This window comes from Sulfitobacter sp. KMM 9851, assembly GCF_057178245.1.
Genome location: NZ_JBXUCW010000004.1, coordinates 1 through 22,182, shown reverse-complemented (window position 1 = coordinate 22,182; position 22,182 = coordinate 1). Strand labels below are relative to the sequence as shown.

Here is a 22,182-nt window from a genome sequence, read left to right as displayed (position 1 = left end):
CAAGAGGCCCTGCGGCACACGTTAATCCCGCGTTAACCATCGCGGTGCAATCCTTTCGAAAAGGCTAACGCGGGCCACCCCCCGCCCCTACCGCACAAAGGAACCCATGAGCAGGATCATCTATATTCACGTGCCGAAATGTGGCGGCTCCAGCTTTGGCGCGGCGCTGCGGCTGCGGTATCTGATGTCGCAGGCCACGATTACGCTCGATCAGGGCGATCCCGCATTGCGCGGCGAGGCGCGGATACTCGACGATTACGCCCACCGTCGGGCGCAGTTGCATGCCCGCGTCGCGCGGGGCGTGCGGATGATCGCAGGCCATGTGCAATATGATGCGGCACTTCACGACGGGGCGGCACGCAATTACGCCTTCATCACCCTGCTGCGCGATCCGGTCGCGCGCTTTGTGTCGCATTACAACTACCTGCAACGCCGCCACCCCACCCCGGCACGCGCGCCCACGCTGGCGGCGTTCCTCGACACGCCTGATGCCGCGCGCATCGCCTCGCAATATCTGTTCTACTTCGCCGGGCAAAGCCAGCGGCAAGGGAGCGATCCCGCCCCCCTGATTGCCCGCGCCACCGCCGCGCTGCACCGCTTTGATGTGATCGGCGACCTGTCGCAGCCCGCAACCTTTGCGCGTGATCTGCAACAGTTGATCCGCACGCCCCTGCCGCGCTGGAAACGCAACGCCGCCCCGGCCCCCACCCAGATCCCCGCCAACCTGCGCCCCCGTATCGAAGCGCTCTGCGCCCCTGACATCGCCATCTACCGCGCCCTGCACCCGCACCGCGCCGCCGCATGAGGCACGCGCTCTCTCCCTTGTCATTGCTGCTGATTTGCTGGGGTCTTTCTGGTGCCGGCATGGCCCTGACGCTGGCGCAACTGCATCACCTCGATCTGGTGCAAACCTTTATGCGGCGCGAACACCTCAACCCCTCGGTCTTTGGGGCCACAGGGCTGGTCTGGCTGCTGCTGGGGCTGTTGTTCTATGCCGTTGGCGATACCGCCGGCCGCTTCTCTCGGCGCAAACCCCGGCCCCCGGCCCGGCGCATCAATCTCACCCGCGCCGCACGTCTGACCTTTGCGCTCAACCTTGTGCTGCTGGGTGTCACCGCATTGTGGATTCTCACCGCCGCGGCCAAGGCCGGCGGGCTGATCAATCTCGCCGCCGCCGCCTATATCGACAGTATCACCACCCGCGACATTCTGCTGGAAAACAAACTCTTTACCGGAATGCGCCTGTTTTACGCCGCCCTGCCCGCCACCGCCTGCATGGCCGCCGCGATCCTGTGCCTCGGCCCCCTGCCCCGGCAGACCCGCACGATGATGACCGTAACACTGGCCTGCAACACGATTGCTCTTTTCATCTTGCCCATTGTCATGAGCCAGCGCCTGCTACTTCTGCAACTGTTGCTTTCGGCCTACCTTGTTGCCTGCGTGGTGCGCGGGCGGCTGATCGGGCTTGGCTGGCTCATGCTCGCCATCGCGCTGTTCCTCGGACTCTGGATGGCCCGCGAGGCGATCACCAACCCGATGTTCAACCGCTCCGCCCTGGATATTGGCCTGCAAAAGCTCGCCTTTTATGTCGTCAACGACATGTGGAACGCCTTTGCCCCGCTGATGGTTGATATCCCACACACCTGGGGCGGGCTGAATTTCGAAGGGATCATGTTCCTTACCTTCACCGACGATTATTTTGCCCGGCTGCTGACCCCGCGTAGCTTGGCACTCGACGCCGTGCTCGGCGGGGGCGAGTTTCCGTTCCTCACCGCTGCCTATGTTGATTTCGGCCCAATGCTCGGCGCGGTTTTCATCGCCGTGACCGCCTTTGTCATCAGGCGTGTTTTTGTGCGCGCGCAGCACTCGCTCGGTTTTGCCGTGGTCTATGCACAGATCGGCGCCGCGCTGCTGTTTTCCAGCCATTCAGTCTATTTCACGCATCAGAATTTCCTGTTCTCCCTGGCCCTCGTCGGACTGATCATGCTGCTGTCGACCCAGCGTATTGCCACGCGCGATCACCCTGACCCGCTGCCGACCTTCCGCTCACGCCGCACACCACGGCCACAGCTGCCCCCCATGTCCGAGCGTCACAATGAACCCGCCTAGGCTTCCCGGCCTTCAGGCCCTGCGCGGACTTGCCGCCGTGATGGTGCTGATCGGTCATGTTCTGGCCGAGGCCGAGCATTACTTTGCCTTGTCGCTGCCCGGTGACGCCGTGCCTTGGACGCGCGGCGTCGATATTTTCTTTGTCATCTCCGGCTTTGTCATCACCCTGTCCGCCGCCCGCTACGCCGGCCGATCCGGCGCATTTCTCTGGCGACGCATCCTGCGGGTCGTCCCGCTGTATTACCTCTTTACGACCCTCATGGTCGCCGCCCTACTGTTCCTGCCCGGTGGGGCCAAAGACACCACCCTGGACCCCGCACAGATCCTCAGCTCTTACGGGTTTTTTCCCTATGCACGCGCCGATGGCCGCATCGCCCCGGTTCTGTCGCTGGGTTGGACCCTGAATTACGAGATGTTCTTTTATGCCCTCATGGCGCTCTGCCTAGCCCTTCCCCGCCCGCTCGTCACAGTGGCGGCGCTGCTAACCGCCCTCGCGCTTCTTGGGCTCGCGGTTGATTTCACCGCCCCGCAGTTTGCCTTCTGGACCAATCCGCTAATCTTGGAATTCCTCTACGGCATCGCGCTTGCCCGACTGTGGCAACGCGGCTGGTCCCGACCCGACACCGCCCTAAGCATCGCCGCGATCGCACTTGGGTTCGTGCTGCTCATCGCGCTCGATCCGCTGCCCCTGCCCCGTTTCATCGCCGCTGGCCTGCCCGCCATGCTCATCGTCGCTGGCGGCACCCTGCTCTGCCCTGACCGCCGCCTGCCCGGCCAGCTTTTGGGCGATGCCTCCTATGCCCTGTATCTGTCGCACCGTTTTGCCCTGCGCGCCGCCACGCTGCTGTTGATGCCGCTGCTGCCCGCCACCGCCTTTGGCGCATGGCTCTATGTCGTCACCATCTGCGCCCTAGCCCTCTGCTCGGGCATCCTCATCCATCTCGCAATTGAACGCCCCCTGATGCGTGGCGTCACCGGTCGAAAACAGGCGGCCCCGGCATGAAAACGCGCGTCTGGTCCTTCGCCCTGCAATGGTCCCGCGTCGGCATCAACGCCGCGCTGTTTCTCATCGCCACACGCTTTTTGTCACTGGCCGAGATCGGCGCCTTCGCAACCGCTTTTGCCCCTATCCGCATGACCCAAAGCCTGCACAAGGCCGGTATCTGCGAAAGCGTCATCATCCTCGGCCATACGTCACGCCGCCGGGACGCCCTGTTTGCCCTCTCCCTCGGTTCAGGTCTGGCCCTCACCCTCGGCCTTGCGGCTCTCGCAGTTATCGTGCGATCCCCTCTCCTCCTCGCCCTCAGCGTTATCCCCTTTCTCAACGGCCTCGGCGCGGTTTCCGAAGGCATCTTGCGCCAATCCCTCCGCCTGCGCGCCCTCGCCCTGCGCACGATGGTCAGCCAAACCGCCGCTGCCGCCCTCGCGCTGTGGATGCTATTCCACGGGGCTGGCCCTTGGGCGTTGGTCGGGTTCGCCCTGACCAATGCAGCACTCACCGCCGCCCTCTCGATCCACGTCGCACACTGGCACCCCCGCACCCTTCCCCATTGGCAGTATCAGACTCTAATACTGCCCAAAACGGCCCAAATCGCGGCACGCGATTTCCTCACCGCCGCCCTCATCCCGCTCACGCAACTGACCGTGGGCCTCGCCCTCGGCCTGCCCGCCGCCGGCGCATTCCAGATCGCCAGCCGCATGCTCAGCCTGATCGACGCGCTCACCCTCTCGCCGTTACGTTTCATCGCCCTGCCGCAACTACATGGGTTGCGCGGCCCCGTCTTTCGCACCACCCTCGCCGCCCAGCTCCGCCTCACCGCAACGCTCTCGGTCTGGATCTGGTCCGGGACCTGCATCGCAGCCCCGCAAATTCTCAGCCTTCTCACCGGCACAACCCACGCCGCCGCCACCGCGCCCATCCTCATCGCCCTCAGCGGTTTCGGCCTGCTGTCGGCCCTCACCATGCCCATCAATCAGGCTCTTACCGCCCAGGGCCACACCGGCCTCATGCTCACCCGCGCTGCCACGATGCTCGCCCTCGGCACCCTCTGCTCCCTGCCCGCGCTGACGCTTTCCCCCACCGCAGTCGCAACCGCCCTTAGCGTCGCGGCCCTGCTTTCGACGCTCTGGCACCTTACCCACGCCTTGCCACGCCTCGGCGTCGGCCTGCGCGATCTCAGCCCCCTCTGCGCCCCGCTCGCCGCAGGCACGTTTATGCTCGGGCTTTTTGCCCTGCTTCCGCCACTGCCTGTCGCCGCCCAAATCGCCCTCGGCAGCGCCCTCTACGCCGCGCTTCTCCTCCCCCCGATACAGAGGAGCACCGCATGAAACGTGCCGTCCTGATCACAGGTCACTTCCCCCTGCAAAAACGCCGCCCGTCGATGCTTTGGGTGTCGGATCATCTTCAGGCGGCAGGCTGGCACGTGACGCATGTCACTGTGGGATATAGCTGGGTATCTGCCCTGCTGGGCGACGTCCGCCTGCGCGCCCTCGATGCCCCACCCCGGCGCGGCACATACCAGCACAGCCCGACCCTCACCTCGATCTACAGCCTACCGCCGCTCCACCCGCTAAAATCCAAAAATACCGCCCTAAACGCCGTTTTAGAGTCTCTTTTTCCGCTGTTCTCAGCCCACTGGCGTCCCATCCTGCGCGCGCCTTTGAACCACTCCAACCTCGTAATTTGCGAAAGCGGCCCACCGGTCCTGCTGGGCCCGCTTCTGGCTCAACAGGCCCCGCAGGCCACACGCATCTACCGCGTCTCTGATGATATCCGCCTGTTGAACGCCCCCGACGCCCTGCTGCGCGCCGAACAGGCGCACCGCCACTTTACCCGCATCAGCACCGCCAGCCCGCATATCGCCGCCCGCTTTGCCGATCACCCCAATGTCACGATCGATCCGGTCGGCATCCCGCACGATGAGATAAATGTCAGCACCCCTGACCCTTATCCAAGGCCAAGACCTGGCCCAATTGCAGTCTGTGCCGGGACGACCCTGCTCGATGTCCCGGCACTCACCCGCATTGCCCGCCAACGACCCGACTGGCAGATCCACGTCCTTGGCAGGCTGCGCAGCACACCGCCTGCCCTGCCGAACATCACTTGGCACGGCGAACAGCGCTTTGACACGACCCTTGCCCATATCGCCCATGCCGACATCGGGCTTGCCCCCTACCGCGATACGCCGGGCGTGGAATACCAGACCACCAATTCCAACCGCATCCTGCTATACCGCCACCACGGCCTGCCGACGCTGGGGCCGGACCGGCTTTGCCACCCTGCCCTACCGTCAATCATCGGATACACCACACCCGACGCCCTGTTTCGCTGCGAAACCTGGGCGCGCGCACCCGAAGCCGTACCCGACTGGATCGACCTTGCCCGCCGCCTCGCTCAGAACGGCGTTACTGACCCACCTGACGACGCCTCGACAGTCCCTGCAACAATCGTGAACCCACGGATAAAAACAGTCCCTGAATTGGCTTCTAGAGCATGATTTTCGACTGATCCCGCCGCGTCGCCCACGCAATCCTGCAACCACATGACCCCATCGTTGGAACACTTGAACGCGACGGAAGTGCCGTCAAGATCCGCGCCACCGCCCGGCACCCGGCGGCCCAGGTCTGCGTCGACTGGATCACATGCACCTCCGTGCCATTGCGTGACAGGCCAAAATCGCCGTCCAGCAGGATCGCCCGCACCGCATCGTGGCTGGTAAACCCGTTGCACGACGTCGCCCCGGTGATCCCGTTGCGCCAGCCGGTACAGCCCTGCAACAGCACATGCATGCCCAGCGTGCCATCCTCATGGAACGACCACCCATCCTTGGCCCCACCCGACGCATCGCAGCCAAAAAACGCAACCAGCCCATCGGTGCGCCGCACCCGCACAGCATCCTGCGGTGATGCCGGATTGGACGGCGCACTATAGCGGAACGAACAATTCACCCCGACGATGTTGCGCGACGCCACCGCATCAAAATGCAGCGCCCCGGTGATTCCGCCCTCGGCATGGACATTCTCCAGATAGAAATCCTGATCATGCGCCATGAACCGCGCCCCGTGAAACGACCGGATTACCGCAATATCCTCCGGGCCCGGCGCACCACCGATGTTCACATGCACCAGTGATCCATCCTGAACCCAACTGTCCGGCGTCGCGGCGCAACTGGCCACATCGGCCACATTGATCAATTCGGTGTTCAACCCTTCTGGGGTCTGCACATCGCTGCGAAACACCCGCCGCACGGATGTTTCCGGCGCGGAATATGTCCCCCCCGCATCCGTCCAAACGACCGAAAATGGCCCCGACCGATAGCGCAACGCCCCGCCCCACCCGATCACCGCCACCGCCTGCGTCGGTTCGTCATTGCCGTTGCGGGTAAAGGCAGATTCCGCGTAATCCCCCGGCTTTACCAAGACACGATAAGGCGCGCCCGTGGCATTGCCCGCGACAAATGCGGCATAGATCGTTCGCTTTGCATCGGAAAAATCGCCATCTTGCGCGCCCGCACCGCTGTTGGTGTCGTCGCCGGCCACCCCATCTACATGCACTGCGGCGCCGGCCCAGATTGCCGGATCAACCAGATCGCGCGGCTCGACCTCCACCGCATAGCGCCCTGCGTTGTGGTAGATGCCCAGATCAAACCGCCCCTGATCCCAGCCAAAGCCATCGGGAAGGTCGACCAGGGCTTTGCTGCGATACTGCGGGGTCAATCCCACCGCCAGACCCAGCATCACACCAGCCCCTTGACGCCCGCCGCCGTGGTCCCGGTGGCCAGCACACGCTGCAACCGCACCGGATAAATCACGCCGGGCGCGAGGCCGGGCAGGGTGATCGTATCGCCATTTTTTAACGTCACCGCCAGATCGCCCGCCGTGCTCACCATGACCGCACGCGTGACCTCGCTCAGGTCCGCACCGTCAGCGGGGGTGATGTCAAAACCGCCGCAGATCGGGCCGGTCAAGCCTTCTTGATAGCTGCTGAACGAATCGAAAATAGGCATCGCGGCCTCCTCTTATTAATGAGTTCTCAGCATCCGTGGCTTGCCTTAACCCATTAATAACCCACCGTGCGATGGGGCAGGTCGGGGTAGGTTTCGCGCGCGAAACCTACCCCGAATTCAAACCTGCTCGAGCAGGTATTTGATCCGGTCCATGACCAGATCAATCATCTCTTCGTTGACCTGTTTTCCGCGCAGACGAATCGCAAATCCATCCTCTGTCTGCACCCGTTCCATCGTCACGTTATTGGCCAATCGCACAGGGGCCGACCGCTCGATCACCTTGCGCGGACGACCACCCCGGCTGGGGTCCACCCCGATGCCTTCAATTGCTTCGATCAACGGCTCCAGTACCGCCCATTCGTCCGTTGCATTGGCCACCGCGTGGGTTTCCAGCGCGGTGCGCATCGCCTCGCTTTGCCCCGCGCGCAGCCCGGCCGCAACACGCAGACATTGACGCTCGCTCAGCTGTGATCCAAATCGCAGCATGTCGCCCAGTTCCTCATGCACCAGCGCAAAGGATCGGATCTTTGACCGCTTCGCTTTGCTGGCCGACGAAAACAGCGTCGTCACCGCCTCGTCCACGGTGCTGAACACCCCATCATGCACCGCAATCGCCGCCGCACGGCCGCGCTCATATTGGCTCAACCCGGTCCTGATCTCATTTTCTTCGATCATCGCCACGATGGCATCGGCCAATGTGTCGGGCTTGCGAATAAAGGCCGCAATGGTGGTGTGTCGTTCACCCCCGGAAAGGGCATTCAATTCGCGCACCGCGGCCAGTCGGCGAAAGCCTGAAATCAGCGCATATTTGCCCGCAGCCTCGGGATTTGTTGGTTCAAAAACCTCAATCGGAAGGCGTAATCCATGGTCCATGATCGACCGGCGCAGCTCGGCCAGATCTTCCTCATCCATGTCCATCCGGTCCCGGCTCAGCGCATCTGCCGTGATCTCGTGCAGCGGCAATTCCATCACCACCAGCCCCTTGTCACGCGCGGTTCTCAGCGCCTTGGCATCGGCCTTGTCGCGCGCATTTTCCTCGCGCAGATGCTGGGGCAGGGGGTCCGCGTGGCGGGCCGCATCGCCGGCCACATCTGCGATCGGGGCGCGGGTACCGGGACGGGAGGTTTCGCGCGCGAAACCCTCCTCAATCTCCTTCAGCGCTTCCGCCGAAGGGACCTCAAGCTGTCTACGTTTCGCCATTCTCTGACACCTCCTTGCGCTCCTGATCATCGCGCCACCAGGCGCCCAGCAGTATCTCTTTGAACTCGGCATAGGTCCGGTCAAACGTCTCGCGTCCGCGGGTATATGTCTCGCGGTTGAAATCGCGATAATCGGCCTCATAAATACCGTTCACACTCTCTCCGGCCTGTCCCACCATGGCGGTAAATTCCTGCCTGTAGGTATTGGTCATGTCACCGAAATACGCCTGAATCACATTCGCCAGATCGGTTTGCTGGCTGGCGTCAAACCGGGTGATAATCGCCCGCACCACGTCCCATTCAAACTTCATCTCAGGCAGCCCGTTGCGCCTGCGCGCCGCGTTCTCGCCTTCTTCGATCGAGGCAAATGTCGAATAGAGCATATCAAAGAAACGTCCGGTCGAATCAAACTCCAGAAACGACGCCCCAAGCGGCACGAGAATGATGTCCGCCGCCGCCAAGGCGTTGATCGTCAGATAGCCCAGGGCAGGGGGGGTATCGAGCAAGATGATGTCGTACTCATCGAGCGCCCCGCCCGCCTCCAAAGCCGAAGATAAGGCATCCCACAAAGCCCAATGCCGCAGCGCCATCCGCCAGACCGGAATTTGGAATTCCGCCCAGTAGAGATTCAGCTGCGCGCCGACCAAATCAATGTTGGGCCAATGGGTCTTTTGCACCACATCCTTGAGCGAGATTGTCAGCGCTTCGGTCAGGGTTTCATCCATTGGAATCTCAGGTTCATCTGCCGCCACGCGGACCCGGTTTTCGGCCTGCACCTGTACCGCGTAATCCCGCGCCAAAAGCGGAAAGATCGTCTGCCATTCGTCCTGTACCTGCCCGCCCATGATCGACGTCATGGAGCCTTGGGAATCCAGATCAATCACCAGCACCTTGTACCCATCCAGAGCCGCCGACATCGCCAGATGGGCCGCCGTGGACGTCTTGCCGACGCCGCCTTTGAAATTGGCCACCGCGACCACTTTTGCAGGCAACCCCTTGGGCCGATAAGGGCGGTATTCCTTGGTGCTTACCCCTTCCTCTGCAAAGTGGTTTCGCAGCAAAAGGATGTCTTCCAGACTGAATCGTTTTACGTTCCCAGACCCCTCACCTTGCGGCAATTCGGGATGCTTGTTCAGCACCCGCCGCAGATGTGCCGGGGCGACCGGAATCAGATAGCGACAAATTTCCCAAGTCGAGAATTTTCGCAGCTTTTTCTTGCCATCCGGCGCATAACCCCGTTTGGCCAAATCTGCCCGCCCCCGCCCGGCAAAAGCCGCCGCCTTGGCGAATCGCGCAGTATCCACCGGCCCGCTCAACTTGGCTGCGGCCGCTTTTGGGTCCAGATTGAAATAGGGGGGCAGCGGGGTGCCTGACTTTTTGTCCATGTTGTGGTGCCTCGATCAGATCATCATTATTCGATGTTATCATGCTAATCATGGCACATCTTTGCAGACATGTGAATCGATAAGAAGGGGTGTATGTCTGGAGGCACGATCAGGGTTTCGCGCGCGAAACCTGACCTTCGTCACCTTATAACGTATAAATAAACAGCCACATATGTTGTATTTCTTTTATCTTCTTTGGAATCTTTGGCTAAAGATAGTCCAGCCAAATCAATGTAGTGGCGGGAGTTAGGCACCGATCTGCGGGATCATAGGCACCCATTTACAGGGTCAAGGGCACCCAGGCACGGTTTTGCAGGTGCCGATTCGCAGGGGGTAGGGCACCCATTGACGGTTGGCCCGCATTAGACCCTGTTTTATGACTCCGCCGAGTCGCTTTTCGCGCCGTGCCGTCCCTTATGGTACCGTCGGCCCCTCATAGGAACCCGTTTGCAGGAGCAGCGCCCCCCGTAAATGGGTGCCCATAGAAAGATTGAGCCCAGGCACCTTTTGCGGCATACTCTGGTCCAAAGTCACCCCAAAGAGCGGTCACCGCCATCCAACGTGACACGAGAGCAGAGCACAGACATGGACCCCAGTATTCCTCACGACAAGCTGACAGGTGCGCTGCGCCGACAATCGGTTAAAAAGAATGTGGCCGCGATCCACGTCTCTGGCAAGCTGACATTGCTGCAACGCAAGCTGAGCAATGTCCTGCTGCTTAATGCGTATGACACGCTGGTCACCCGCAACAAACATCAGATCGACGCGCGCACACTATGCATGATGGTGGGCTACAACTCCAATGATATGGACACGCTGAAACAGTCCCTGCGCAGCCTGGCAGAGACGACCGCGGAATGGGACATGTTGGATGCCAACGGGCGGCAGGAATGGGGGGTATCTGCGCTGCTGTCCTATGCCAAGCTGTCGGGCGGGGTCTGTGAATATGCCTATTCCCCGGCACTGGCGGAAAAGCTGCACGATCCCAAGGTCTTTGCCCTGATTAACCTGAACATCCAACGCCGTTTTACCTCTGGCCACGCGCTTGCACTTTATGAAAATTGTTATCGTTTTGTGCGAACCGGGTCGACGGGATGGTGGCCGATCGACCTGTTTCGGCGGTTGATGGGGGTGGACGGCAGTGCCTATTATGAAAGTTTCAAACATCTGAACGCCAAGATTATCAAACCAGCCGTCGCAGAGGTGAACAAGACGTCGAATATCCTGATCACGCCCGAACTGCACAAAATGGGTCGGCAGGTCAGCGATGTGCGGTTTCTGATCAAGGAGAACCCACAGCTGGCAATGCTGGACATTGATGACGGCGAGGCGCTGCGTCAGGGGCCGGTCTATGCCGAATTGATGGAACTGGGCGTGAGCGACCGTTTGGCGCGTCAGTGGATATCAGAACACGGCGAAGATTATGTGTTGGAAAAGATCACATATCTGAAGGGCAGGGGGGCTGTGGACAGTCCGGTGGGGTATCTGCGCGCGGCCCTGCGCAATGATTACAAGACGCCTGCCGCGCCCGAACCTACGCCCAAGGCCAAGGCCGCCGCAACCCAGCGCCGACTTCGCAGCACCGCCGCCGATAACGCCGAAGCCGAGCGCGCCCGGATCGTGGAAGAAGAACGCAAAGCGCGCGCGGGGATCATGGCGCGGGTGCAAGAGGTTGTCGAAGCGCGCTCTCCGACGCAGCGCGACGCAGATCGGCGGCTATTTCTGGCATGGCTGGACGACGACGTGCTGAAGTCGGAATTTTCCCGATTGGGCTGGAAGGCAGCCCTATGCGCGACGGAGATGGTAGCGTTCTGGACAGACCTTATTCCTGATGCTTTTGACGATATGTCGTAAGGGGTCTGTCGCATTAATATGACTGATTTGTGTTATGGGCTCATGGCCTCCTATTGTCAGGCAACCAAGCCAAGTAGGTATTCAACAAAACGGATTTCGCCTTTGATGCCGGTTCCCTTCCCGTGGGCTGGCCACGGTTGATGGTCCTGATTGCTTTGACGCCGCGTTCTGGCAGCAAATCCCGCAGGTCTCGACACGAAAGCGCGAAGCGGCACTGCCAGGGTACCGCACGCAGCATCACATCAGGCGGAAACCGATGATGTTTGAACCGGTTGCGCTGCATGACAGCCTTCCAGGCTACTGACGTAACCTCGAAGCTGTAACCTGAGGCGGATTAATGCAGCAGACCCCTACAATTTCATCACCAAAGTTACGCGCGCTGCGGGTTTGCCGAATTCTTTGATTCGATGCACGCCAGCCGAGAAATCAGCAAAGTCGAATTTGTCTATTCTCACATAGTGGGATGATTGACTAACGATGATGTCTAATATCAGCGTTAATACAATAATATTTTGACAGGATTACATCCAGATGTTTCGCTTTAGGTGAAATATAATCCCGCTATATGGAGCTTAATCGAGATGCACGAAAGACTATCGAGCCAGACGAGAACCGCCACGGTGGCGCAGTTGATGGCTGAGACATTGGCCTTGTATGGCGTCGAGTTTCTCTTTGGGATGGAAGATCCAGTTTATCTTTATCATCATCTAGATCGAACAAAGATCAGGCCGATCACCATCCGGGACGAAAAGCATGGGGCGATCATGGCGCATGGCTATGCCAAAATGTCCAAGCGCCCGGGTATTTGCGCATCCACCTTCGGGCCAGGCGCCACCAATTTGATCACTGGCCTGCTGGAGGCACAGAAAAGTTCGATCCCTGTCATCGCTTTGATTCAGGAAATTCCGGCAAACCAGCGCGAACGCAATGCGAGCAGTGAGATTGACCATATTGCGGCGCTCACACCATTTACCAAAAAGGTCTTTCGGATTGATACGCCAGAACGCTGTTGCGAGGTAATTCGCCGCGCATTTCGCAGCGCCACCAGCGGTCGCCCTGGCCCGGTCGCAATTTTATGCCCCGCAGATATTATGACGATCGAAACGACTGCGGATACCTATGCCGAACCGGAGTTCGCGACGTTTCCAGCCTCACGGCCACGAGCAGCCAAAGCTGAAATCGAAGTGGCTGCCGGGTTGTTGGCAAGTGCTGAGCGCCCGGTGATCATCGCCGGCGGCGGCAGCATCCTGTCAGGGGCCTCGCAAGAAGTAATTGCCTTGGCCGAGCGCCTTGGCGCACCGGTTGCAACTACAATGAACGGACGCGGCACAATACCCGACAGTCACCCGCTTTCGGCGGGTACGTTGGGATCGTCAACCAGCGGCACACATGGGCGCGGCCATATTTCAAATGAGGCTGTCAGCAATGCAGATGTCGTCCTGATCGTTGGGTCGCGAACAGGCCAGATTTGCTACATGAACTGGCAACAGCCGGGACCTGAAACACGTGTGATCCATCTTGATATTGATCCGGAGGAACCGGGGCGCAATTTTCGGACTGATGTGACATTGATCGGTGACGCTCGCGAAACACTGGCTGATCTTATAGCAGCCCCCGTCACCGACAAACCCGGCCGGTCCGGAGCCATCGGCGAGGCGCTCGTTGCTAAGAACAACCAGTGGAAAGCTTCATTCAAGAAAATTTCATCCTCAACGGCTATTCCAATGCGTCCCGAATGCGTCCTTGGCGAAATATCCAACCGGATGGACGCCGAGACCATTTTGGTCACGGATGCAAGCTATGTTACAGGCTGGGCCTTCAGCCATATTGATAATGTATCCGTCGGTGGGCGCATCCTGTCGCCCCGTGGCACAGGCGGTATCGGTTGGTCCTTGCCAGCGGCCCTCGGCGCTAAACTTGCTGATCCAAATGCAAAGGTCGTCTGCCTGACAGGGGACGGGGCTTTCGGTTATGTCATGGCCGAGATGGAGACTGCTGCGAGGTGCGATATCCCCGTCGTTGTTGTTGTTATTAACAACGCGACATTGGGCTTTCAAAAGCACTTTGAGCAAAAGTTATTCGATCAATACGGAGAGTGTGACCTGTCAGGTATCGACCACGCGGTTCTCGCCAAGGCACTTCATTGTGACGGGGAGCGTGTTGAAGATCCGGCTGATATACCAGCCGCCGTCGACCGCGGTCTGAAAAGCAAAAAACTCTATCTAATTGACGTCGTGGTGGACAATCGTGCCATGGCGCCAATCCTGGGGCTAGATCGCAACGAAGATGCCCCGAAAAGCCACTAAAACAATATAAAAAACCAACAAATGGAGGACTAAACATGGTGTATTCACTGATCAAAAGTATTGTTGTTGCTGCGGTATGTACAATTTCCACGGCCGCTTGGGCCGGGGAGACATTTGACCGGATTATGTCGTCGAACAAAATGACGGTCGGCGTTGCCCCTTGGAATGGATTTGTCGCAAAAAACCCATCTAGCGGCAACTTTGAAGGGCTGATTGTTGACGATATCGCAATGCTCTCAGAGCTGACAGGCATCGAGATCGAATTGGTCAACACGACCTGGAGCGGGCTGATTGCTGGTCTGCAGGCCGGTAAGTGGGACGTTATCATGACGGGCATGGGGGCGACACCTGAACGCTCAAAAGCCGTGGCATTTACCGATGGTTGGGGCTTCTTGTCTCCTCTGGCGCTGGTCGGCACTGACAGCCCCTATCAAACAAGCGACGACTTGAACCAAGAGGGAAATAAAATCACCGTCGTTTCGGGTACCAGCGCGCACCGCCTGGCAGCGCGTCTGTTCGACAAGGCAGAGGTGGCGTCATATTCAGATACCGGTGCTGCCGTACTTGAAGTGATGCAGGGCAAAGCCGCCGCTTATGTTGGGGATTCAATTTCGAACACGAAACGCGCAGAAGAACGCTCTGAACTGCGAGCACTCGAGTTTGATCCGTCTGTCATTGAATGGAATAGTCTGAACCACGCTGTGCGATATGACGATCCCGAGCTTTTGGTGTTTTTGAATACCTACATCCACACAATGCAATTGCGTGGATGGTATGTTGAACTTGCCGAGCGCTGGGGCATGCCTGCAAGCTTGGCGACGGGTCCGACCTAACTGCCATTAATTTAACTGGGCCGGAGCTTTACAGGCTTCGGCCTAGATAAAAAACTGAGGATCATACGATGGAGAGGGCAGCATGAACTATAATTTTGATTTTGGAATCCTATTCCAATACGGGGACTACCTAGCCGGGGGGGTTTGGTATGCGGTAATCATCGCCTTTCCAAGCATCATAATAGCGACAATTGTGGGGATGATATTAGCAGCGGCACATCTTTCCCCCGTCCGTGTTTTCCGTATGGCCAGCTCTGTTATCGTTGATGTATTCCGCACCCTACCGGTTGTGGTTCTATTGATCTGGATCCATTACGTATTTCCAATTCTCACCGGCCTATCAATGAGCCCGACACAAAGCAGCATACTTGCCTTGTCCTTGAACGGCAGCGCGCTGGCATGTGAGGCCTTCCGTGGTGGTTTGCAGGCAATCCCCGGCACACAGCGCCAAGCGGCGTGGTCACTCGGGCTGTCGAAAATAGACACTCTGAGGTTTGTGATCATCCCCCAAGGCTTCTTCTCGACCCTGCCAGCACTGACAAATGTGCATATAACAATAATCAAGAACGTCACTGTCACCGTGCTGATTGCCGTGCCCGAAGTGATGTTCCGCGCGCAGGAACTAACGGTTCAATTTTTCCGTCCTCTCGAACTCTATACTGGGGCTGCTGTTGTTTATGTGGCACTCATTCTGTCTTTTACTGTGGCAATGCGCCGCCTCGAAAAACTTCGCAAATGGGAGAGCGTCTGATGTCTGAGAAACCTTTCCTGAAAATTGATGGCCTGACTAAGAAATATGGGGATACGACCATTCTTAGCAATATTGATCTAAGCATCAATAAGGGTGATACGCTGATGATATGTGGGCCGAGTGGTTGTGGCAAAAGCACCCTCCTGCGATGCCTGAACGGGTTGGAGCAGGTTGAAGCTGGCTCTCTCACGATCGGCGAACGGCACGTTGATTTGAGCGATCCCAAACAACGAGAGTCAGCACGGCAGGGCACGGGTTTGGTGTTTCAAAACTTCAACCTGTTTCCCCATATGTCCGTGCTTGATAACATCACGCTTGCCCCGCGCCGCGTTATGAAAACGCCCAAATCTACCGCTGAAGATGACGCTAAAGACTTGCTGGACCTCATTGGACTAACCGACCGAATGCAAGCATACCCTTGCGAATTATCCGGTGGCCAACGCCAAAGGGTTGCAATTGCGCGGGCGCTGGCCATGAACCCAGAACTGTTGATGTTTGATGAACCCACGTCTGCTCTTGACCCGGAAAAGAAAGAAGAAGTTCTTGGCGTGATCCGCGAACTCAAGAGCATCAAGAACGTTACAATGATCGTCGTCACACATGAAATTGGATTTGGAAAAACCGTTTCTGATTGGGCTATGTTGCTCGAAGCTGGTAAAGTGGTTGAATTAGAACCATCAAAAGATTTTTTCAACGCACCAAAATCTCAACGCACGAAAGAGTTTTTGAGTGCGATTGTAAACGCCTGAAGTCGAGCAAACCATATGAAGACCCTCAACAACATGACAAAAGCTTTGAAGCTTGTTGCGGCATCACCAAAGCCGATAGCGGTCAGCGAGATTTGTACGGCACTTGGTCTGCCACGAAGCAGCGCATCTCGTCTGATGGCATCATTACGTGATAGTGGACTGATTGAACAAGTGCCCAAGTCACGCCGATATGTTGCCGGACCGCTTGCCTGGGAACTGGGTGTTCAATATCGTCCGTTGAATTTTAATCTGGATGCCATCGCGGAAAGTCTGGCCCATATTTCACTTCTAACGGGCCTTTCCACATGGCTCGCTGTATTGGACAAATGTGAAATCATTCTGTTGCGTCACCATCAGGGATCAACACCCATATTGATATCTGTACGTCTGGGGCAACGCCTACCTGCGCATACAACAGCGATGGGCAAAGCGTTGTTAAGTCGTTTGTCAGATCGCACCATCAAAGAACTGTATGACGAAATCCTGCCAGGTTTGACGGGGCGAAGCCTTCAGACGCGCACTGAATTGATTGCAGAACTAAATAAGATCAGGCGCACCCGCTTGGCCTATTCACGTCAGGAAGCATTTCCGGGCATTGTTTCGGTCGCAGGGGCGATCATGGGCGTCGCCAACGATTATCCGATCGGTATCAGCATGTCTTACCAAGCGCAGCAGAAAAATGCGGCGGATCTTGACCCCATATTAGAAAATGAACTGTTAGCAATTGGGCAGCAATTCGGGGATGATTATTGGACCACCTGACGTCGCGAGGCTTTGTTTTACAAATATCCTGATGCGGACGAAAAATTAGCAATACCCTTCAGGTTTGTCTAAGCCAGCATGGCGGTCGCGCGGTGCAGACGGGCCATGCCATCGCTCAGTTCTGCATCGGAATAGGCATAAGATAGGCGGAAATGTCCGGGCATCGAAAATGCACTGCCCGGAACCAAAGCCAGCCCTTCCGCGGCCAAAACGAAGCGACAGAAATCCCCGTCACTATTGATGAAAGAGCCTTCTGGAGTACGCTTACCAAGCGCATTTTCGCAGCTCGCAAAGGCGTAAAAGGCGCCTTCAGGCACGCCACAATGCAGCAAGGGATCATCATTGATTGCGTTTACGACAAGATCCCGGCGGGCGCGGAAGATCGTTGCGCGTTGGGCCAGCAATGTCTGATCGCCCAGCAATGCGGCACAGGCTGCTGCCTGCGAAATCGAACAGGCACCAGAAGTGCTTTGTCCCTGCACATCCTGCATCGCCACGATCACCGCTTTGGGACCGATGGCCCAACCAATGCGCCAACCGGTCATAGAATAGGCCTTTGAGACACCGTTGATCACGACCATCCGGCTTGTCAGATCTGGCAAGGCATCGCGAACCGAAGTGAACGGCGCGTACGCGATATGCTGATAGATTTCGTCCGAGGCAATCCAGACGTGGGGATGACGTCGTAAGACGGACCCCAAGGCTATGATCTCGGCACGAGAGTACATTGCGCCGGACGGATTAGATGGTGAATTCAGCAGTAGCCAACGTGTCCGCGGGGTGATCGCTGTTTCGAGCTGTTCGGGGGTGATTTTGTAGTTTTGATCTAAACCGCAATGAACTTCGACCACATTTCCGCCGGCGAAACGGATGATGTCGCGGTAACTTGTCCAATAAGGTGTAGGGCAAATGACGTCATCGTCGGTGTTCAAGCTGGCTAGAAATAAATTCGACAAGACCTGTTTTGCTCCGGTCGAAATGATCACGTTGGTCCGCTCGACACCCGCATGCCGCGCCACTGCATCGCGCAGGGCGGCTGTGCCGGCGGTTGGTGGATATCGGGTTTGCCCAGCGGTCATTGCGCGCGTTGCGGCATCACATACATGCGCAGGCGTTGGAAAGTCTGGTTCACCGGTGGCCAGGCTAAGAACATCTTTTCCGTCGGCGCGTAGCTGCGCCGCGGCTTCGGAAATCTGAACAATCTCGGACATGGCAATCGCGGCGATGCGATCCGCTCTTTGGAAGGGGGTTCCTGTGGCAGATGTGGACATGTTGGGCTTCCTGATCCTGATCTTATTAAGAGCCTAGATAGGCTTGTGATTCAGTTGAAAATATCATTGTTTAAGCATCACTTGATGATCACAGCGCATGAATGGATGGGCGGGAACGCCTTTGCGACCAAAACAGCGGTACGTTTTGGCGTTCCTACCAGCGCACTCTAGGAAACTCTTGATGACGACACCGAAACTGAATACGCAGCGGCGTTTTTTGCCCTCTAACGCAGTGCTGCGTAGTTTTGAATGCGCTGCGCGCCACGAGAGTTTTACCCTAGCGGCGGAGGAGTTGCACCTGACGCAAAGTGCGGTGAGCCGGCAGGTCAAAGAATTGGAAGATACCATTGGGACAGCGTTGTTTCGTCGTGTTGGGCGTCGTGTTGTCCTAACGTCGGCTGGTCGCAATTTCGTCACTGAACTCTCTGTTGATTTGGAGAATATTCACCAAACAGTTATGCGTGCGATTTCGGCCGGGGCGACAGGTGCGGTCATTCGGGTTGCAACCCTGCCAGCATTTGCGAGCCGTTGGTTAATCCCGCGTTTGCCGGGCTTTTTTGACCAACATCATGAAATTGAAATTAACTTTTCAACCAAGCTTGAGCCCTTCGACATGAACCGCGAACATTTTGATCTGGCAATTCATTTCGGCACCCAGGATTGGCCGGGAACCGACATGGCGCTTTTGTGTTCGGAAACTATGGTGGCCGTTGCCGCACCTGATTTTAAGGCGCGGCATGACATTGTTTCCGGTGCGGATCTGCTGGAAGTCCCGTTGTTGCATTTGGAGACTCGCCCTGGCATTTGGCAAGATTACTTTGACCGCATGGGGATTAATGCTGATGCGACGCGTAAGGGAAAGTATTTTGATCAATTCACTTTATTGATTGCCGGGGCCGTTGCGTCACTGGGTGCCGCGCTTTTACCGACCTATCTGATAGAACTGGAACTAGCAGATGGCAGCCTTGTTTTGCTTGATCAGATGACGGTCACAACAGGGAACAACTATTATCTGGTAACACCAGAGAGTACCGAAAATGAGAATGTTGCTCTTTTTGCGCGTTGGATGAAACAATGCGTTAACGCAATGTAATACATTCGCTTTAGTCATGAGTTCATTCGTGATCAATGATTTTTAATGAACTGTTTTTGCGGCAATCTCTTGGTGAATGGTGCCGAATTCCGAGGTGCCTATATCACTGACACGGATACGAGGTTCCCAATGAATGTTGCTAAACTGACCGAAGAAACTCTGAACCGGCTTGGCGTTGATCAGGCGCTTTGGACCTCTGGTGCGCTTGATATCCAAAGCCCTGTGACCGGTGAAAAAATCGCAAAAGTTCGTATGAACACTGTGACAGAAGTGGCTGACGTGGTTACAGCGTCCAAAGCCGCATTTGCTGAGTGGCGCAAGGTGCCAGCGCCGCGTCGTGGCGAATTGATCCGTCTCTTGGGCGAGGAATTGCGCTCTTCAAAAGAAGATCTTGGCAAGTTGGTGTCAATCGAGGCGGGAAAATCCGTTTCCGAAGGGCAGGGCGAAGTGCAAGAGATGATCGACATCTGTGATTTCGCAGTTGGTCTGTCGCGCCAATTATATGGCCTCACCATCGCCACCGAACGTCCGGGCCATCGGATGATGGAGCAGTGGCATCCTTTGGGTGTTGTGGGTGTGATTTCGGCTTTCAACTTTCCGGTTGCAGTATGGTCGTGGAACACAGCACTTGCACTGGTTTGCGGTAACCCCGTAATCTGGAAACCTTCCGAAAAGACCCCTTTGACTGCACTCGCCTGTATGGCCATTTTGGATCGCGCACTTTTGCGTTTTTGCGATGCACCCAAAGGTCTTGTCTCGTTGATCAACGGCCGCGGTGATGTGGGTGCTGCGATGGTCGAGAACCCTGATGTTGCTTTGATTTCTGCCACCGGATCGACCCGCATGGGCCGTCTTGTTGGCCCCAAGGTGGCAGAACGCTTTGGCCGTTCGATCCTTGAGCTTGGGGGTAATAACGCCGGCATCGTCGCCCCCAGTGCGGATCTGGACATGACCCTGCGTGGCGTTGCCTTTGGTGCGATGGGTACGGCCGGCCAGCGGTGCACAACTTTGCGGCGCCTGTTTGTGCATACATCGGTTTATGATCAACTGGTCGGCGGCCTCAGGAAAGCCTATGAAAGCGTTTCGGTGGGCAACCCCTTGGACAGCGACGCGCTGGTTGGTCCTTTGATCGACGAAGATGCGTTTGACGGGATGCAATCTGCGCTGGACGCCGCGTGCAAACTGGGTGGCAAAGTGACTGGTGGCGAACGTGTCGAGGTTGCTGGTGCAGAGGGTGGATTTTACGCCCGTCCTGCATTGGTCGAGATGCCCAAACAATCCGGCATCGTCTGCGAAGAAACATTCGCGCCGATCCTTTACGTGATGAAATACGATGATCTAGGCGACGCCGTTACGCAGCATAATGCGGTGGGGGCGGGGCTGTCGTCGTGTATTTTTACAATGGATATGCGTGAAGCAGAGACGTTTATCAGCGCCACGGGGTCGGACTGCGGTATTGCCAATATCAACATCGCCACCTCAGGCGCAGAGATCGGCGGTGCCTTTGGCGGCGAAAAGGAAACCGGCGGCGGGCGCGAAAGCGGATCGGACGCATGGAAAGGCTATATGCGCCGTGCGACCAACACGATCAACTATTCCGCCGAATTGCCTTTGGCGCAGGGTGTTTCATTCGATATTTGATCAGTTGCCTGCCCCTGGCTTTCCAAGCCGTTGGGCGGGCAACGCCCTCTTTGGAAGAGTCGCAGGCAAGCAATCTGACGTTCGTATCGAAGGGTTCCAGATTGTCGACCTATTGTCCTTGTCAGGACATTGTCGCGCTGCAATGACCGACTGGTGTTGCCAAGGTGTTGGCGGCATCTGATCTGGGTTATGCCTACTTATTCGGCGATCTCTGCGACGGGATGGCCCGGCTAAGCCGGGCCTTGGCCGCTTTGTCCGACAACTAAACTTTGTCTAACACGAAAACCGCTTATTCATTTTTGAGCTTAACACGGTTTTGCACAAGATATATCGCGCATTGTTGTTGCAGCCAGAACCCGAATATCTGCGCATTCACACTGTTGACCATCCGGTGAGGGTAAACAAAATAATACCCATCCTCAAAGGTTTCGCGGCTGCCAAAAGGGACGATTAGACTGCCTGCACCTAGCTCCTTCTGCACCACCAAATCTGACATCAGTGCGATGCCGATGCCGTTTGTCGCCGCCTGAATAGCATGTGAATAAAACTCAAACTTCGGGCCGCGGGCAGTTTTTGTTGTCTCGATACCCTTCGTTCTGAACCATGTATTCCACAGCAAGGGGCGCGTGGAATGCTGGATCAGGGGAAATTGCAACAGATCGGCCGCACTTTCGATCTTGGCATTCTGGATCAGTTCCGGTGAACAGACCGGCACCAGATAGTCCGACATCAATGGCTGCAAATACACGCCGGGCCAATTTCCATCGCCAAGATAGACCGAGACGTCGATGTCTTCTTCGTCAAAATCAAAACGGCGAATTTTGGATACCAGGTTGAGGTCGATATGCGGGTGCTGAGTGATAAAGTCATTCAATCTGGGGATTAACCACCGCGACGCAAATGTCGGTGGAACGGCAACGGTCAGAAGCCCGGTTTCTTGGCCATCCGCGATAAAACGGGTGGTCGCCGCCTCAATCTCGGTCAATATCCGGCCCAGATCCTTGCCGTATTGTATTGCCGCTGCTTCCGGGATCAATTTGCGCCTAATCCTTCGAAATAAGGGCTTTCCTAGCTGTTTTTCCAAATCAATCAGGCGGCGGCTGACGGCACTTTGGGTCATGTTCAGCTCTTCGGCGGCGCGTGTCACGCTTTGATGTCTAAAAGTTGCCTCGAAACAGGCAAGCGACGTTGTTGATGGCATCGTGCGGCGCATGGTAATTCCT

General features: G+C 57.3%; 19 protein-coding genes. 13 read left to right on the top strand and 6 right to left on the bottom strand.

Going from position 1 to position 22,182, the window contains the following annotated elements; genetic code table 11:
• The first annotated feature begins 106 nt into the window (after positions 1-106).
• Genes AC1965_RS19730 through AC1965_RS19710 form a run of 5 tightly spaced genes read left to right on the top strand, consistent with a single transcriptional unit; the run spans position 107 to position 5,606 of the window.
• On the top strand, positions 107-805 hold the full coding sequence (locus AC1965_RS19730) for a sulfotransferase family 2 domain-containing protein (protein WP_483887387.1): 699 nt from the start codon (positions 107-109) through the stop codon (positions 803-805).
• A 59-nt stretch (positions 806-864) separates the two neighbouring features.
• The gene (locus tag AC1965_RS19725) at positions 865-2,109 is read left to right on the top strand and encodes a hypothetical protein (RefSeq protein WP_483887386.1); all 1,245 of its coding nucleotides are present in this window, start codon (positions 865-867) and stop codon (positions 2,107-2,109) included.
• Entirely contained in the window at positions 2,096-3,112 is a 1,017-nt protein-coding gene (locus AC1965_RS19720; protein ID WP_483887385.1) for an acyltransferase family protein, read from the top strand. The genes AC1965_RS19725 and AC1965_RS19720 overlap by 14 nt, the downstream gene beginning before the upstream one ends.
• Complete coding sequence (locus AC1965_RS19715) at positions 3,109-4,437, top strand: oligosaccharide flippase family protein (RefSeq protein WP_483887384.1); 1,329 nt, start codon at positions 3,109-3,111, stop codon at positions 4,435-4,437. The genes AC1965_RS19720 and AC1965_RS19715 overlap by 4 nt, the downstream gene beginning before the upstream one ends.
• Complete coding sequence (locus AC1965_RS19710) at positions 4,434-5,606, top strand: GumK N-terminal domain-containing glycosyltransferase (RefSeq protein WP_483887383.1); 1,173 nt, start codon at positions 4,434-4,436, stop codon at positions 5,604-5,606. Before AC1965_RS19715 ends, AC1965_RS19710 begins: the two co-directional genes overlap by 4 nt.
• On the opposite strand, the gene AC1965_RS19705 is transcribed toward AC1965_RS19710, so the two are convergent.
• The 4 genes from AC1965_RS19705 to AC1965_RS19690 form a co-directional block, all read right to left on the bottom strand.
• Positions 5,596-6,846 (bottom strand): hypothetical protein, encoded by a 1,251-nt coding sequence (locus AC1965_RS19705; protein ID WP_483887382.1) that lies wholly within the window; start codon positions 6,844-6,846, stop codon positions 5,596-5,598. The two genes, AC1965_RS19710 and AC1965_RS19705, sit on opposite strands and share 11 nt — an antisense overlap.
• Positions 6,846-7,115 (bottom strand): spike base protein, RCAP_Rcc01079 family, encoded by a 270-nt coding sequence (locus AC1965_RS19700; RefSeq protein WP_483887381.1) that lies wholly within the window; start codon positions 7,113-7,115, stop codon positions 6,846-6,848. The genes AC1965_RS19705 and AC1965_RS19700 overlap by 1 nt, the downstream gene beginning before the upstream one ends.
• Before the next feature lie 117 nt (positions 7,116-7,232).
• Positions 7,233-8,315: a ParB/RepB/Spo0J family partition protein gene (locus tag AC1965_RS19695; RefSeq protein ID WP_483887380.1), complete on the bottom strand. Its 1,083-nt coding sequence runs from the start codon at positions 8,313-8,315 to the stop codon at positions 7,233-7,235.
• A complete protein-coding gene (locus AC1965_RS19690) occupies positions 8,302-9,699 on the bottom strand; it encodes an AAA family ATPase (RefSeq protein ID WP_483887379.1) in 1,398 nt (465 codons plus the stop codon). The genes AC1965_RS19695 and AC1965_RS19690 overlap by 14 nt, the downstream gene beginning before the upstream one ends.
• A gap of 585 nt (positions 9,700-10,284) precedes the next feature.
• Between AC1965_RS19690 and AC1965_RS19685 the strand changes: the two genes are divergently transcribed.
• The 6 genes from AC1965_RS19685 (at position 10,285) to AC1965_RS19660 (ending at position 16,954) form a co-directional block, all read left to right on the top strand.
• Positions 10,285-11,553 (top strand): replication initiation protein, encoded by a 1,269-nt coding sequence (locus AC1965_RS19685; RefSeq protein WP_483887378.1) that lies wholly within the window; start codon positions 10,285-10,287, stop codon positions 11,551-11,553.
• A 581-nt stretch (positions 11,554-12,134) separates the two neighbouring features.
• Complete coding sequence (locus AC1965_RS19680) at positions 12,135-13,859, top strand: thiamine pyrophosphate-binding protein (protein ID WP_483887377.1); 1,725 nt, start codon at positions 12,135-12,137, stop codon at positions 13,857-13,859.
• A gap of 35 nt (positions 13,860-13,894) precedes the next feature.
• Positions 13,895-14,692 carry a transporter substrate-binding domain-containing protein gene (locus AC1965_RS19675; protein ID WP_483887376.1) on the top strand — a complete coding sequence of 266 codons (798 nt, stop codon included), beginning with the start codon at positions 13,895-13,897 and terminating at the stop codon, positions 14,690-14,692.
• A gap of 82 nt (positions 14,693-14,774) precedes the next feature.
• Positions 14,775-15,443: an amino acid ABC transporter permease gene (locus AC1965_RS19670; RefSeq protein ID WP_483887375.1), complete on the top strand. Its 669-nt coding sequence runs from the start codon at positions 14,775-14,777 to the stop codon at positions 15,441-15,443.
• Complete coding sequence (locus tag AC1965_RS19665) at positions 15,443-16,192, top strand: amino acid ABC transporter ATP-binding protein (protein ID WP_483887374.1); 750 nt, start codon at positions 15,443-15,445, stop codon at positions 16,190-16,192. Before AC1965_RS19670 ends, AC1965_RS19665 begins: the two co-directional genes overlap by 1 nt.
• 15 nt (positions 16,193-16,207) lie before the next feature.
• Positions 16,208-16,954 carry an IclR family transcriptional regulator gene (locus tag AC1965_RS19660; RefSeq protein WP_483887373.1) on the top strand — a complete coding sequence of 249 codons (747 nt, stop codon included), beginning with the start codon at positions 16,208-16,210 and terminating at the stop codon, positions 16,952-16,954.
• Between the two features lie 68 nt (positions 16,955-17,022).
• On the opposite strand, the gene AC1965_RS19655 is transcribed toward AC1965_RS19660, so the two are convergent.
• Complete coding sequence (locus AC1965_RS19655) at positions 17,023-18,165, bottom strand: pyridoxal phosphate-dependent aminotransferase (protein WP_483887392.1); 1,143 nt, start codon at positions 18,163-18,165, stop codon at positions 17,023-17,025.
• Between the two features lie 241 nt (positions 18,166-18,406).
• Here AC1965_RS19655 and AC1965_RS19650 point away from each other — a divergent pair, with 241 nt between their 5' ends.
• The gene (locus AC1965_RS19650; RefSeq protein ID WP_483887372.1) at positions 18,407-19,318 is read left to right on the top strand and encodes a LysR substrate-binding domain-containing protein; all 912 of its coding nucleotides are present in this window, start codon (positions 18,407-18,409) and stop codon (positions 19,316-19,318) included.
• A 129-nt stretch (positions 19,319-19,447) separates the two neighbouring features.
• On the top strand, positions 19,448-20,959 hold the full coding sequence (gene amaB, locus AC1965_RS19645; protein ID WP_483887371.1) for an L-piperidine-6-carboxylate dehydrogenase: 1,512 nt from the start codon (positions 19,448-19,450) through the stop codon (positions 20,957-20,959).
• Between the two features lie 289 nt (positions 20,960-21,248).
• Here the strand turns inward: amaB and AC1965_RS19640 are convergent, their stop codons facing one another.
• Positions 21,249-22,172, bottom strand: a complete 924-nt coding sequence (locus tag AC1965_RS19640) for a LysR substrate-binding domain-containing protein (protein ID WP_483887370.1) — start codon at positions 22,170-22,172, stop codon at positions 21,249-21,251.
• Positions 22,173-22,182 lie beyond the last annotated feature (10 nt).

Bases quoted from the DNA above. Each gene is read 5' to 3' on its own strand.
- AC1965_RS19660 (WP_483887373.1), top strand. From the start codon at position 16,208: ATGAAGACCCTCAACAACATGACAAAAGCTTTGAAGCTTGTTGCGGCA.
- AC1965_RS19680 (WP_483887377.1), top strand. From the start codon at position 12,135: ATGCACGAAAGACTATCGAGCCAGACGAGAACCGCCACGGTGGCGCAG.
- AC1965_RS19685 (WP_483887378.1), top strand. From the start codon at position 10,285: ATGGACCCCAGTATTCCTCACGACAAGCTGACAGGTGCGCTGCGCCGA.
- AC1965_RS19690 (WP_483887379.1), bottom strand. From the start codon at position 9,699: ATGGACAAAAAGTCAGGCACCCCGCTGCCCCCCTATTTCAATCTGGAC.
- AC1965_RS19715 (WP_483887384.1), top strand. From the start codon at position 3,109: ATGAAAACGCGCGTCTGGTCCTTCGCCCTGCAATGGTCCCGCGTCGGC.
- AC1965_RS19705 (WP_483887382.1), bottom strand. From the start codon at position 6,846: ATGCTGGGTCTGGCGGTGGGATTGACCCCGCAGTATCGCAGCAAAGCC.
- AC1965_RS19710 (WP_483887383.1), top strand. From the start codon at position 4,434: ATGAAACGTGCCGTCCTGATCACAGGTCACTTCCCCCTGCAAAAACGC.
- AC1965_RS19695 (WP_483887380.1), bottom strand. From the start codon at position 8,315: ATGGCGAAACGTAGACAGCTTGAGGTCCCTTCGGCGGAAGCGCTGAAG.
- AC1965_RS19640 (WP_483887370.1), bottom strand. From the start codon at position 22,172: ATGCGCCGCACGATGCCATCAACAACGTCGCTTGCCTGTTTCGAGGCA.
- AC1965_RS19670 (WP_483887375.1), top strand. From the start codon at position 14,775: ATGAACTATAATTTTGATTTTGGAATCCTATTCCAATACGGGGACTAC.
- AC1965_RS19650 (WP_483887372.1), top strand. From the start codon at position 18,407: ATGACGACACCGAAACTGAATACGCAGCGGCGTTTTTTGCCCTCTAAC.
- AC1965_RS19665 (WP_483887374.1), top strand. From the start codon at position 15,443: ATGTCTGAGAAACCTTTCCTGAAAATTGATGGCCTGACTAAGAAATAT.
- AC1965_RS19700 (WP_483887381.1), bottom strand. From the start codon at position 7,115: ATGCCTATTTTCGATTCGTTCAGCAGCTATCAAGAAGGCTTGACCGGC.
- AC1965_RS19725 (WP_483887386.1), top strand. From the start codon at position 865: ATGGCCCTGACGCTGGCGCAACTGCATCACCTCGATCTGGTGCAAACC.
- AC1965_RS19655 (WP_483887392.1), bottom strand. From the start codon at position 18,165: ATGTCCGAGATTGTTCAGATTTCCGAAGCCGCGGCGCAGCTACGCGCC.
- AC1965_RS19730 (WP_483887387.1), top strand. From the start codon at position 107: ATGAGCAGGATCATCTATATTCACGTGCCGAAATGTGGCGGCTCCAGC.
- AC1965_RS19675 (WP_483887376.1), top strand. From the start codon at position 13,895: ATGGTGTATTCACTGATCAAAAGTATTGTTGTTGCTGCGGTATGTACA.
- amaB (WP_483887371.1), top strand. From the start codon at position 19,448: ATGAATGTTGCTAAACTGACCGAAGAAACTCTGAACCGGCTTGGCGTT.
- AC1965_RS19720 (WP_483887385.1), top strand. From the start codon at position 2,096: ATGAACCCGCCTAGGCTTCCCGGCCTTCAGGCCCTGCGCGGACTTGCC.